This is a genomic window from Psychrobacter sp. BF1, from assembly GCF_019279065.1.
Classification (GTDB): domain Bacteria; phylum Pseudomonadota; class Gammaproteobacteria; order Pseudomonadales; family Moraxellaceae; genus Psychrobacter; species Psychrobacter urativorans.
On sequence record NZ_JAGYWV010000005.1, the window covers coordinates 78,380 to 90,995 of the forward strand.

The window sequence follows — 12,616 nt, forward strand, 5'->3', positions numbered from 1 at the left end:
TTATGCTTAGCTAAAAATTTATGCGAATGACAGGCTGCTAATACTGATAGCTGTTTTTACAGTACATAAAAACTCTGCGAGCTACTCTAACTGCTATTCTTTAGCCTCTACTATTTGGATCGAAAATTTGCATCGATACCTTGGATATAATATTAGCTATCAAAACTACGATTGCTTTGCTCTTGAGTGATTTGATCAGCAGAGATAGTTTGAGTCAAAGGCTTAATCGGCCAAGTCATGGCAAAGCGCGCGCCACCCAGCTCCGGGCTTTCGTCTACAGACATACTACCATTAAACCAAAAAGCAATGCGCGATACAATAGATAAGCCTAAACCATAGCCACCTGAAGCACGGGTTCGGCTGTCATCTAAGCGTGAAAAAGGAATGAACACCTTTTCACGATCAGACTCTGCTATGCCATGACCATCATCTTCAACGATAACGAAAGCATCGCCTTTTTTTACCCCAGCACTGATAATGATAGTACTCTCTGCATAGCGTAATGCATTACCAGCTAGATTTTGAATGACTCGATGTAGATAGCGACGATCAGCAATGGCTGTCACTTTAGCATTAGGCGGATTACCAACGATTTTGATATCTTTACCTAACGCATTAGTCTCACGGACCACCTGCTCGATTAGCTCTTTAAGATTTACCGCTTCTAGATCTAGCTTAGGTGAGCCTTCTTCTAGCTTGGCATAAGTCAACATCTCATCAATCAAACCGTTCAGCGATTCAATATCTTCATCTATGAAATCGCGCTGCTTAAAACGCGATTCCTCATCCTCTGTATCAGCCAGCATATCAACCGCAAAACGAATACGAGCGACTGGCGTACGCAGCTCATGAGACACCGCCCGAGTTAACTCACGCTGTGATTCAATCAGACGCTTGATATGCGATGTCATAGCATTAAAAGTCGCTGACAAACGGGCGATTTCGTCTTGACCGATAACTTGTACTTGAATATCAAGATTGCCCTCGCTGACCTCATTAACCCCGACTTGGATTAATTGTAGCTTACGCTCGAGTGGGAATATAAGGGCGTAGACGCCTAAACTGATTAAGAACATGCTAATCAGTACCATACTGATGATTAGATTTAGTGGAAACCAGTTAAATAAAGGTACTGGCCCCATCACTATCACCATATCGTTAATTTCAGAAGGCACAATTATTTTTATCGAAGAGCCACCTTGGTTGGAGCTAGTATCTTGAAACAATATCACTACTTCATCACGGCGTAATCGTGCCATTTGGTCACTGTCTAGACTTAAGCTATTAATACCTTTTAATTTTAATGGGAAAGCAAATTTTTCTGATAGTTGCGCTAGACGACTGCTTTTCGCTGATAGCGTCGAATAGTAGGACAAGTCGTCCAAAAGAAATACCGCCATAGCACGCACTTGCTGCTCAGTAACTTGTGAGATTCGCACTGTCAATACGCTTTTGCCATCTGGCAATCGATGATAAACATCAGCATAAGTAGGCTGCGTAACATAGCGAACCACTGTTTCACCGTTATCAAAACGGCGCAATTCACTAGAGCTGAAACCAACCTCTTTGATCGGCAGTATCTTAAACGTGGAGCCGAACAGACTGCTAGCATCAGATAACCAATACTCACGCTGGGCCTCACTATCCTGATGACCAATGCCTTCACTTACTAAGTAAAACGCCCCAGTCGCCATGTTTTCACGGTAGGATTGCACCCGCTCTTTATTGATAGTATCCATCAATAACTGCGCAAATAAGGCTACGCATAGACAAACTATTAATAGTCCACCATAAATGCGTACGAAGATACTGTGTTTTAACGAGGAGACTAATGACATACGTGCCGTGACCAAACCGTTGAATGATGACTGAATAATAGGGGCTGAGCAAGAACTGCTAGCTAAAAGTAACTTATTGCACTGACTATAGCAGCTAATTAAACCATAGAACGCTATGCATAAGGTCAAAAAGTTAAAATTTATACCAAGAAAAACCAGCATAATGCTGGTTTTTCTAAATAACTGACTATGCTCAATCTACAATAAGTCTAAATGCAGACTTAGTTGCCTTCTTTGACGAAGAGATAGCCTTTGCTACGTACCGTTTTGATACGCTTTGGATTCTCAGGATCATCACCAATCTTTGGACGAATACGTGAGATACGTACATCAATTGAACGATCTTGTCCGTCATACTCGATACCACGTAGACGCTCAAAGATATCTTCACGCGATAAGATACGACCAGCATTAGAAGCCAACAACCATAGTAAGTCATATTCGGCGCTAGTAAAATCAACTAACTCTTCACCCAGCATTACTGAACGACCACCATTATCAATGACCAGCTCGCCAAACTCTAAGCGTTGTGGCACATCTTCAGAAGGGGCGTTTTCAGAACGACGCAATAAAGCACGAATACGCGCTAACAATACGCGTGGTTGAGCAGGCTTAGCGACATAGTCATCAGCGCCCATCTCTAACCCTAATACTTGATCCATATCTTCGGTGCGGGCTGTCAACATCAAGATAGGGTTCTGATAGTGTGGACGTACTTCACGGCAAACTGTCAAGCCATCGCTACCTGGTAACATGACATCAAGTACTACTAAATCTGGCTGCTCGCTAACGATACGACGAATCGCGCGATTACCATCTGTTTCGATCGCTACTTCTAGGCCATTTTTTACCAAGTAATCTTGGGTTAACATGGCAAGACGCTCATCGTCCTCGACAATCAAAATTCGAGGGGTATTGTCGTCATCAGTTGCTGTCATTGCTATATCCTCTAGTACATCTGAGTTAAAAGTAATAAAATTAGAAATTAATAGCACCGTGAAGTGGCATAATTTATAAGTATTATAGTCATCTATTTATGTTTATTTGAGTTTTTCAGTTTTGTGGGCTTGCTTACTATACTAGCAAATCTACTACCATCTATACTATAGCTCATTGTCATTAACAAAACCTATAAACAATATGGGCTAAAACTTTAGTTAACGTCCGAAAATCATAAGTGTCCACTATTATAACTATTGCTTATGCACAGTTCTGCCCTGCTGAATGCATTTAGCTTAAGCTGGCCTGCTAGTAAGTCGCTTTAAGTCTACTGTTGATAAAGTTAGTAGTACCGTAATATAACTAAATATCACTGATATCGCTAGTGTCTTTTGGGATAAATAACTATTATTTATTAATACTTTGCAAAGGATGTATATATAGGGTAATAAGCCATAAAAAAACAGCCCACTATGGACTGTCGTTTATAAGATATTGTTATTAGCAGTAATAATCTAACGCTTACTGATTGTCTTAGCTTCGATTCTGATACTTACGTATAGTCTGTAGCTGAGCCACTGATTCTGCTAGTGAGGCTAATGCTGCGTTAGTTTGCAGAGTATCAGACTGATTAACTAGCATTTGCTCAGCTTTTCTACGAGCTTCAACGATTTTGCTCTCGTCCAGATTATGAGCACGCATAGCAGTATCAGCTAGGATAGTAACCATCTTTGGCTGTACTTCTAAAACCCCACCTGAAACGTAAATAACTTCTTCTTCGCCATTAGCTTTTTGTAAGCGCATTGCACCCGGTTTTAGCAAAGTAATTAGTGGCGTATGGCCTGGCAACACCCCAATCTCGCCTTCGCTACCGGTTGCGATTAGCATACTAATCTCCCCTGAATACAACTCTTCACGGGCACTTACTACACGACATTGTAACGTTGCCATACTTAATTCCTTATTGTAAAAGCAGTAGTTTCCAACAGCAGTTATTTTTATAGAATACTAAAAGCAGTAAAGCTATTATAGAAATAACTATTAAATTCATACGGCGTATGAGTGGATAAACTGGTTAAAGCTTATGCACTCACTAGCTCAGCAATTGATCTGCTTAGGCTGCAGTAGATTTCATTTTTTCTGCTTTTGCGACGACTTCATCAATACCACCAGCCATATAGAAGGCTTGCTCTGGTAAATCATCATATTCACCAGCGATGATTGCTTTAAAGCTAGCAATAGTATCGCGTAGTGGCACATATTTACCAGGTGCACCAGTGAAGATTTCAGCAACGTGGAAAGGCTGTGATAAGAAACGCTGAATCTTACGAGCACGATAAACGGTTAGTTTATCTTCTTCAGACAGCTCATCCATCCCTAGAATAGCGATGATGTCTTTTAGTTCTTTATAGCTCTGCAACACTTCTTGCACGCCGCGAGCAACATTATAATGCTCTTCGCCGATCACTTGTGGATCAAGCTGACGTGACGTTGAATCTAGTGGATCAACCGCAGGATAGATACCTTGTGAGGCAATATCACGGCTTAATACTACAGTGGCGTCTAAGTGAGCAAAAGTAGTAGCAGGTGATGGATCGGTCAAGTCATCTGCTGGTACATAAACCGCTTGTACTGAAGTGATTGAACCTGACTGCGTTGAAGTAATACGCTCTTGCAGCATACCCATCTCTTCAGCTAGAGTTGGCTGATAACCAACAGCTGATGGCATACGACCTAGTAGTGCTGATACTTCAGTACCGGCCAAGGTATAACGATAGATATTATCAACGAACAGTAGTACGTCACGACCTTTGCCAGTGGCAGGATCTTTAGTATCACGGAAGTATTCAGCCATCGTCAAACCAGATAAGGCAACACGTAAACGGTTACCCGGTGGCTCATTCATCTGACCATATACCATCGCTACTTTAGATTTGCTAAAGTCTTCGGTATTCACAACGCCAGCATCTTGCATTTCGTGATAGAAATCATTACCTTCACGAGTACGTTCGCCAACACCAGCAAATACTGATAGGCCTTCGTGCTTAAGAGCGATGTTGTTGATCAATTCCATCATGTTGACGGTTTTACCAACCCCAGCACCACCGAACAGACCAACTTTACCACCTTTAGCGAACGGGCAAAGTAGATCGATAACTTTAATACCAGTCTCTAACAGCTCAGTACTATTTGACTGTTCAGCATAGCTTGGTGCTTCACGGTGAATTGACCAGCGCTCATCAGCTATTACTGGACCTTCTTCATCGATAGGACGGCCTAGGACATCCATGATGCGACCTAAAGTACCAATACCAACAGGCACAGAAATAGGAGCGCCAGTGTTAGTAACTGGTAAGTTACGTTTCAGGCCTTCAGTTGAGCCCATAGCGATGGTACGTACAATACCATCACCTAACTGTTGCTGTACTTCTAAAGTGGTCTCGGTGCCGTCAACTTGCAAGGCATCATAAATCTGTGGAACTTCGTTACGGTTGAACTCAACGTCAAGAACCGCGCCAATAATCTGTACAATACGACCGCTACTCATTGCGTTCTCCTTTAACTTCTATATATGGGGGCTTCATAAAAACAATTATAGACAAACAGTAATTATGAAACAGCAGCAGCACCGCCAACGATTTCCGAGATTTCTCGAGTAATCGCCGCTTGACGCAGCTTGTTATAAACCAACTGTAAATCGTTAATTAAGTCACCAGCATTATCCGTTGCTGCTTTCATAGCAACCATACGGGAAGACTGCTCAGAGGCAATGTTTTCCATAACCGCTTGGTAGACGATAGATTCGATATAACGTCCTAGCAGATCGTCAATCAAGGTCTTGATGTCAGGCTCGTAGATATAATCCCAGCTCAACTCAGTCTGCATGCCACTTTCGTCATCACTAAAGGCACCTTCTGGTAGAGGTACTAACTGATTGACAGTCGGTTTCTGAGTCATCGCATTGATAAACTGGTTATATACTAAGTAGATACGATCTATCTTGCCATGATTATAGTCATCAAGCATCGCTTGCACTGGCGCATTTATCTGCTCAAAGGTTGGCTTATCACCATAATCAGTAACAGCAGAGGTGACTTTGCCACCGAAGCTTTTAAAGAAACTGACGCCTTTAGCACCGATAACAGCGTACTCAGCGGCTACCGATTGTTGCTGGTATTGCTGAATGCTTTTTGATAGCGCTTTAAATAAATTGATATTTAAACCACCCGCTAAACCTCGATCAGAGGTGATAACGATATAGCCCACTTTATTAACTGGGCGCGTTACCATATACGGATGTTTGTAGTCTGATGAGGCATGCACCAAATGTGAAATAACCCGGCGCATACTATCAGCATACGGGCGACCCACGCTCATGCGTTCTTGGGCACGGCGCATCTTACTCGCAGCCACCATTTGCATGGCACGAGTAATTTTTTGGGTGCTTTTAATACTGGTGACTTTGGCACGTATCTCTTTTAAGCTTGCCATAATGATTCCAATATAAGAGGGTTAAAAAAGCATTGGCACATGCTACAAGGTAGTAATAGAAAAAGTATTGTCTTGTGGCATTATGCAATCACGTGTCAGTAATGGCGGCTGATAGCGGCACTAATATCTGCGACTACTGTTAAAGTAAAGTCTTAACAATATCCTATTGATATTATTGAGAGCTACTAATAACTTCGATATTAGGCCTCTATCACAGCGCCTTTAACCAACTTAACCCGTTAAATTAATAACTGTGGTTTTGTTTAAAAGTCTCAAGTGACGACTTTAAACGACCTGCAATATCATCATTATAATTTGCAGTGTCATCGATCTCTTTCATCAGCTCAGATTGCTCATCATGCATATAACGCAAGTAGCTTTCTTCAAAAGAACCAATCTTCTCGACTGGAACGTCTGCTAAGAAGCCTTCGTTTGAGGCATAGATAACCGCAGCTTGCTCAGCGATAGACATTGGCTGATACTGTTTTTGTTTCATCAGTTCAGTTACACGTTCACCATGATCCAACTGTTCACGAGTCGCATCATCAAGGTCAGAGGCGAACTGAGCAAATGCTGCCAATTCACGATACTGAGCTAGGGCAGTACGAATACCACCAGAGAGCTTTTTGATAATCTTAGTCTGAGCCGCACCACCAACTCGCGATACCGAAATACCAGCGTTCACTGCTGGACGGATACCTGAGTTAAATAGGCTTGATTCTAAGAATATCTGACCATCAGTAATTGAAATTACGTTAGTCGGTACGAATGCTGAAACGTCACCAGCTTGGGTTTCAATAATCGGTAAGGCGGTTAAAGAACCAGTTTTACCAACAACTTCACCATTAGTGAACTTTTCTACATACGCCGCGTTTACGCGTGATGCACGCTCTAATAGACGTGAATGGAGATAGAATACATCACCAGGATAAGCTTCACGACCTGGCGGACGACGTAACAACAGCGATATCTGACGATAAGCAACTGCCTGTTTTGATAAATCATCAAAAACAATCAATGCATCTTCGCCACGGTCACGGAAGTATTCACCCATCGTACAACCTGAGTACGGTGCAATGTACTGTAGTGCTGCTGGCTCTGATGCTGAAGCAACTACTACTGTAGTATATTCAAGGGCACCAGTTTGCTCAAGTTTGCGTACCACGTTGGCGATAGTAGAGCGTTTTTGACCAATGGCCACATACACACACTTAATGCCAGATGATTTTTGCGCAATGATCGCATCGATAGCCATTGCCGTTTTACCGGTTTGGCGGTCACCAATGATAAGCTCACGCTGACCACGACCGATTGGGATCATAGTATCAACGGCTTTATAACCCGTCATAACAGGTTGATCTACTGACTGACGATCAATAACGCCTGGAGCAATCTTTTCGACTTTGTCAGTCATTTTGGCATTGATAGGACCTTTGCCATCAATAGGATTACCTAAAGCATCAACAACACGGCCTAATAGCTCAGGACCTACGGGTACTTCAAGAATACGACCAGTACAATATGCTTTTTGGCCTTCTTGTAATTTTAAGAAGTCGCCCAATACTACTGCACCAACAGAATCACGCTCTAAGTTCAGCGCCATTCCATATATTTCGCCTTCAAATTCAATCATTTCGCCGTACATAGCGTCTTCAAGACCATGAATCTGCACGATACCGTCAGATACTTTGACAATCGTGCCTTCATTCTTTGCAGTTGCACCCGCATCAAGGTCTTGAATACGCTGCTTGATCAGACTACTGATTTCCGCTGGATTCAATTGTTGCATTGCCTGGTTTCCTTTAATTTATGATACCGCCCACTGACTCAAACACTCTCACTAGCACACCCTACTCATTCAGTAGGGTATTGTCTATCAGTAGTATTAGGCCGTTAGCTGTGTTTTTAACTGTTTTAACTTACCGCGCATTGAATCATCGATGACTTTGTCACCGACTTTTATAGTAGCGCCTGCTAAAAGACTAGAATCAACTGTTTCGTGAATCACTACACTGGCATTAAGCGAGGCAGCAAGACGTGTTTGTAACATCTCACGCTGCTCGTCAGTCAATGGATAGGCGGTAGTCACGTAAGCATCAAGCTGCTTCAGACTTATCGCTTTATGACGACGATAATGCTTATAAACTTCAGGTAGCAGGGCCAAACGTTCTTGCTCTGCTAGCTGGTTTACAAAGTTATTAAGCGCAGTTGATACTTTTGGATAGCTGACACTACTGTTATGAATCTGCTCACTGCGACCATGGGTAGCACCCAATAGTTGCTTAAAGGCAGAATCACTAGCACTAGCTACTTGCGTATCATAAAGATCAGTCAGAGCGGCTGACTTATGCTCAGCAGAAACAGCTGGATTGTCTAGCAAGGTGTGAAAAGATTTATCATTGACAATCGTACTGGCAACGAATAAAAAATCTTCCCACTCGTTTACTATCCCGTTCTCATTGGCATAGTCAAACGCGGCTTTCGCGTAGGGTCGTGCTAAGGTTGATAAGTCAGCCATTATATCCTCACAATTACAGCTTCGCCGCCAGCTGATTTAACATGCTGGCATGTTTTTGCACATCGACTCTATCTTGCAAAATCTTCTCAGCACCAAGGACTGCAAGTTCTGCAACTTGGGCACGTAATGATTCACGCGCTTGATTGATTTCCTGATCGATTGCCGCTTGTGCTTGTTGACGAATACGCTCGCCTTCTACTTGTGCTTGCGACTTGGCATCTTCAATGAGTTGATTAGCACTCTTGTTCGCTTGCTCAATTAAGGCAGCAGCTTTAGTCTTAGCCAGATTAAGCTCCTGCTGTACATCTTGCTCCGCGGTGGCCAAATCTGCTTTTGCTTTTTCTGCGGCATCTAAGCCTTCAGCGATTTTGCGCTGACGGTCATTGATAGCACCGATAAGTGGTGGCCACACGAACTTCATGCAGAACATCACAAAGATTGCAAAAGCAATGGCTTGACCGATGAGGGTAGAATTGATATTCACGTGATCACCTCTTTGTTAATGAAAAATCAGTTTCATTGACCATGTTTGATAGTCAAAATTTGACTAAATTTATTGGTAACAATCTTTTAGAAAAACCTTGAAAATCAAACATTTACAACTGAGCTTTCTGATTAACCTGCTAGAGGGTTCGCGAACAACAATAGCATAGCAATACCAACACCGATCATCGGGATAGCATCAAGTAGACCTGCCACGATGAACATACGAGTTTGCAATTGTGAACCAAGCTCTGGTTGACGTGCAACGCCTTCTAGGAATTTGCCACCTAAGATTGCAAAGCCAATGCCTGTACCTAGTGCACCTAAACCGATAAGTAGTGCTACTGCGATAACTGTGTAACCACCTAATACTGGATCCATGGATGTATCCTCATTTACCTATTGAATGTCTAATTAATGTTCAGTTGATGATGCAAGTGACATATAAACTATAGTCAGCATCATAAATACGAACGCTTGGAGGGTAATAATTAAGATGTGGAAAATAGCCCACGGTACTGACAACGCCCACTGAATCCAAAATGGCATTAGGGCAATCAGTATGAAAATCAACTCACCAGCATACATGTTACCGAATAGTCGTAAACCTAAAGAAATAGGCTTAGCTATTAGAGTAACAAACTCTAAGATAAAGTTGATGGGTATTAAAATAATTTGTATGATAGGGTTTTTAGCGCTAAACGGATGCAGCGTTAGCTCGCCAATAAAGCCGCCTAAACCTTTTTCTTTGATACTATAAAATAGAATCAATATAAAGACTGAAAAGGACATACCAAGGGTGATATTAGGATCAGTGGTTGGTACAATCTTAAAGAACACATGATGCGGATCATGTCCCATCATGGCGCCGATTTGTCCAGCAATCATAGGAATAAAATCAACGGGTAGTAAATCCATCAAGTTCATTAAGAAAATCCATACAAAGATAGTTAACGCCAAAGGCGCTACTAGCTTTGAGGTACCACTATAAGAGTCGCGAACGTTGTTATCAACGAACTCAACGATCATCTCAACAGCGGCTTGTAGTTTACCCGGCACACCTGAAGTGACTTTTCTAGCAACCATCCAAAAGATAGCGCAGAAAACAATACCTAAACCAATTGACCAAAGCATAGAATCAAGGTGGATAGCTTTAAAGCCCATTGCACTTGCTTCTTCAGCAGTGTAGGCAACTTTCCAACCTTCGCCCGGCAGATAGCCGTACGTCCAGTTCGTTAAGTGGTGAGAGATATATTCTGTTGTTGTTTGCTCGCCTGCCATAATATAAGCTTCTTATTAATCAACGATTTACTCAACTACCAAAAATATGATTGTCATCTGATGAGACTTAAGTACGAATATTTACTGCGCTGATATAGCCCATAAACAAACCCTACTTTAGCATCCCAATAATCAATAACAGCCACCCTATTTTAACTTGTACTCTGCATGCAAATGCTTGTTTTCATTAGCTTTTCATAAAACGTAGCTATAAAAAAAGGGCTTATGAGTAATAACTACTAGCCCTTAGTATTCACATATAAATATATTATATGTTCGTCTGCCTGTATCCATTCGGCGAGACTGTCGCTCAATTAAGTACGGTTGAGCAAAACAATTAGTTGTGTATATTAATGCAGCGTTGTATTCGTGTAAAGGCAATTATTCGTTTTTTATCCACTATATGACTAACTTAATGGCTAACAGCTTTGCTAGCATGGCTTTACGTCGATAATTAAATTGTAAGATTTTATTTTTAAATGTTGTTTTTAATAAAAATTAGGTGTATTACGGCTGCTGTTAGTTTATAGCATTATCTAATACGACCCAACATTAGCACATGACTTATTTTCATAACGATAAATCCAAGCAACAAGGCTGGCGCAGATATTGGTTTTATAGTGATAAAAATAAAAGCAAAACCAAACACTGTTAGCAGCCATTTTAGCGCCTGCCCTCTAAAAAATTGGCTAACAATGCGGTTACGCGCCTGGTACCCGCTATGACTAAACATAAAGACAGCAAATACCATTTGGGTCACAAAGCTCAACAAGCCACCGATAGCGGCACTTTTTGCTACTACTAATTCGCCATTGAACCAACTGTTATCTATCAGCCAAGCTGCAACGATTACTAGCAGTAACGCCCAAGTCTGTCGCTTAAGATAAACTCTTATTTGTTGTTTTTGGCTGCGTTTGGCAGGTTGGGTCATTAGCTATCCTAAAGTGTAAAATATCAGTGCGATATTCCCTTATTCATCTAAATAAAATCCCAGTCATGATAAGGGCTAAGCTGTATTGAAGCAAGGAGAATAATGGGTGCTATCAAGTGTTTAGCTTTGCCTCCTTACCCTATCAGTTTATACAACTGCGTATTTGCTGCGCCATATCTTGCCATCCTTGTACAAAATCTTTACTCGCACTCATATCCTCCAGCTGTACAGTACTAGTCACTGGTTGCAGCTTAGCCAACAAGCCTTTCGCCACTTTACCTTGAGTCACTAAGCACATTGACTTGGCAGGGCGCTGTTCATTTAGCCAACGTAACTGGCTAGCTTTGGGGGCTAAATGTTCATCCACACTCAAGCTACCAATAAGCTTTAGCTTTGCCGCTTGCTCTATATACTGATAAGCGTCGTGATAAGCCCAGTAAGGTTGCTGCTTTGAAACCTTATTTTGGTTTGCTACTGCTTGATCCATACGCTGAGCGAATTTTTTTGCATTGGCTTGATAGAGCGACTTGTATTGCGGATTGGCATGACTGTGAATCACAGCTAGTGCACGAGTAATAGCTTTAGCATTTTCTGGATCGAGCCAAATATGCGGATCTAGAGTATTAGCAATAGGCTTACCTTGTACTTCACGTAATGGATGTCTAGTAAAGGCCTTAAAAGCAAATAAGGAGATAGCATTGGGCGCTTTTTCTAAACTAGCTGCCAAGTTATTCTCTAAAGGGGCACCAAACCAAACTACAAATTTGCTGTCTTGAATGGCTTTAATATCACCAGGGCTGATGCTACCATGATGCCCCACCTCGCCTGCATGTAGCAGTTGCTTAGCTGACGGCGCGCCTGCGGTCACAGCTTCACTTAACAGAAAAAGTGGATAATTACTAACACTGACCGTTGCCGCTTGTGCATTGCTCACTATTACTGAGCTTAACAGCATAGCTATTAAAACTGCTGACATTGATAATGCTTTTGCTGGCCAAAACTTGAGCCTTAGCACTAGCGATGAGAGGTTGCTCAACAGCCATGTCACTCGTTGCTTATTTAGGATATTAGCAAAAATTTGTTGATTGTCAGACATGTGGGGTTTTGTCCTATAACTATTTTGTAAAATGCTTT

The 12,616-nt window shown here is 41.9% G+C and carries 12 protein-coding genes; all 12 read right to left on the reverse strand.

The features are described 5' to 3' along the window. Positions 1-152: 152 nt before the first annotated feature. The 12 genes from KZA12_RS07550 to KZA12_RS07605 all read right to left on the reverse strand — a co-directional run bounded on the left by KZA12_RS07550 (position 153) and on the right by KZA12_RS07605 (position 12,578). Complete coding sequence (locus KZA12_RS07550; protein WP_201622904.1) at positions 153-1,838, reverse strand: ATP-binding protein; 1,686 nt, start codon at positions 1,836-1,838, stop codon at positions 153-155. 221 nt (positions 1,839-2,059) lie between these two features. Next, complete coding sequence (locus KZA12_RS07555) at positions 2,060-2,776, reverse strand: response regulator (RefSeq protein WP_201622903.1); 717 nt, start codon at positions 2,774-2,776, stop codon at positions 2,060-2,062. A gap of 535 nt (positions 2,777-3,311) precedes the next feature. After that, complete coding sequence (locus tag KZA12_RS07560; RefSeq protein ID WP_201622902.1) at positions 3,312-3,728, reverse strand: F0F1 ATP synthase subunit epsilon; 417 nt, start codon at positions 3,726-3,728, stop codon at positions 3,312-3,314. A gap of 163 nt (positions 3,729-3,891) precedes the next feature. Beyond that, positions 3,892-5,325 carry a F0F1 ATP synthase subunit beta gene (gene atpD / locus KZA12_RS07565; RefSeq protein ID WP_201622901.1) on the reverse strand — a complete coding sequence of 478 codons (1,434 nt, stop codon included), beginning with the start codon at positions 5,323-5,325 and terminating at the stop codon, positions 3,892-3,894. 62 nt (positions 5,326-5,387) lie between these two features. Continuing rightward, positions 5,388-6,269: a F0F1 ATP synthase subunit gamma gene (gene atpG, locus KZA12_RS07570; protein ID WP_201622900.1), complete on the reverse strand. Its 882-nt coding sequence runs from the start codon at positions 6,267-6,269 to the stop codon at positions 5,388-5,390. A gap of 244 nt (positions 6,270-6,513) precedes the next feature. Next, the gene (gene atpA / locus KZA12_RS07575; RefSeq protein WP_218689807.1) at positions 6,514-8,058 is read right to left on the reverse strand and encodes a F0F1 ATP synthase subunit alpha; all 1,545 of its coding nucleotides are present in this window, start codon (positions 8,056-8,058) and stop codon (positions 6,514-6,516) included. 96 nt (positions 8,059-8,154) lie between these two features. Further along, complete coding sequence (locus KZA12_RS07580) at positions 8,155-8,787, reverse strand: F0F1 ATP synthase subunit delta (protein WP_201622898.1); 633 nt, start codon at positions 8,785-8,787, stop codon at positions 8,155-8,157. A gap of 13 nt (positions 8,788-8,800) precedes the next feature. Continuing rightward, entirely contained in the window at positions 8,801-9,271 is a 471-nt protein-coding gene (locus tag KZA12_RS07585) for a F0F1 ATP synthase subunit B (RefSeq protein WP_201622897.1), read from the reverse strand. A 131-nt stretch (positions 9,272-9,402) separates the two neighbouring features. After that, positions 9,403-9,651 (reverse strand): F0F1 ATP synthase subunit C, encoded by a 249-nt coding sequence (gene atpE, locus KZA12_RS07590; protein WP_010197960.1) that lies wholly within the window; start codon positions 9,649-9,651, stop codon positions 9,403-9,405. A gap of 33 nt (positions 9,652-9,684) precedes the next feature. Continuing rightward, positions 9,685-10,551, reverse strand: a complete 867-nt coding sequence (gene atpB, locus KZA12_RS07595) for a F0F1 ATP synthase subunit A (protein ID WP_201622896.1) — start codon at positions 10,549-10,551, stop codon at positions 9,685-9,687. Between the two features lie 532 nt (positions 10,552-11,083). Beyond that, the gene (locus KZA12_RS07600) at positions 11,084-11,482 is read right to left on the reverse strand and encodes an ATP synthase subunit I (protein WP_218689808.1); all 399 of its coding nucleotides are present in this window, start codon (positions 11,480-11,482) and stop codon (positions 11,084-11,086) included. Between the two features lie 142 nt (positions 11,483-11,624). Then, positions 11,625-12,578 carry a metal ABC transporter solute-binding protein, Zn/Mn family gene (locus tag KZA12_RS07605; protein WP_256932881.1) on the reverse strand — a complete coding sequence of 318 codons (954 nt, stop codon included), beginning with the start codon at positions 12,576-12,578 and terminating at the stop codon, positions 11,625-11,627. Between the last annotated feature and the right edge of the window lie 38 nt (positions 12,579-12,616).

Excerpts from the sequence above, each read along its gene's own strand:
- KZA12_RS07550 (WP_201622904.1), bottom strand. The coding sequence starts at position 1,838 with ATGTCATTAGTCTCCTCGTTAAAACACAGTATCTTCGTACGCATTTAT.
- KZA12_RS07555 (WP_201622903.1), bottom strand. The coding sequence starts at position 2,776 with ATGACAGCAACTGATGACGACAATACCCCTCGAATTTTGATTGTCGAG.
- KZA12_RS07560 (WP_201622902.1), bottom strand. The coding sequence starts at position 3,728 with ATGGCAACGTTACAATGTCGTGTAGTAAGTGCCCGTGAAGAGTTGTAT.
- atpD (WP_201622901.1), bottom strand. The coding sequence starts at position 5,325 with ATGAGTAGCGGTCGTATTGTACAGATTATTGGCGCGGTTCTTGACGTT.
- atpG (WP_201622900.1), bottom strand. The coding sequence starts at position 6,269 with ATGGCAAGCTTAAAAGAGATACGTGCCAAAGTCACCAGTATTAAAAGC.
- atpA (WP_218689807.1), bottom strand. The coding sequence starts at position 8,058 with ATGCAACAATTGAATCCAGCGGAAATCAGTAGTCTGATCAAGCAGCGT.
- KZA12_RS07580 (WP_201622898.1), bottom strand. The coding sequence starts at position 8,787 with ATGGCTGACTTATCAACCTTAGCACGACCCTACGCGAAAGCCGCGTTT.
- atpE (WP_010197960.1), bottom strand. The coding sequence starts at position 9,651 with ATGGATCCAGTATTAGGTGGTTACACAGTTATCGCAGTAGCACTACTT.
- atpB (WP_201622896.1), bottom strand. The coding sequence starts at position 10,551 with ATGGCAGGCGAGCAAACAACAACAGAATATATCTCTCACCACTTAACG.
- KZA12_RS07600 (WP_218689808.1), bottom strand. The coding sequence starts at position 11,482 with ATGACCCAACCTGCCAAACGCAGCCAAAAACAACAAATAAGAGTTTAT.
- KZA12_RS07605 (WP_256932881.1), bottom strand. The coding sequence starts at position 12,578 with ATGTCTGACAATCAACAAATTTTTGCTAATATCCTAAATAAGCAACGA.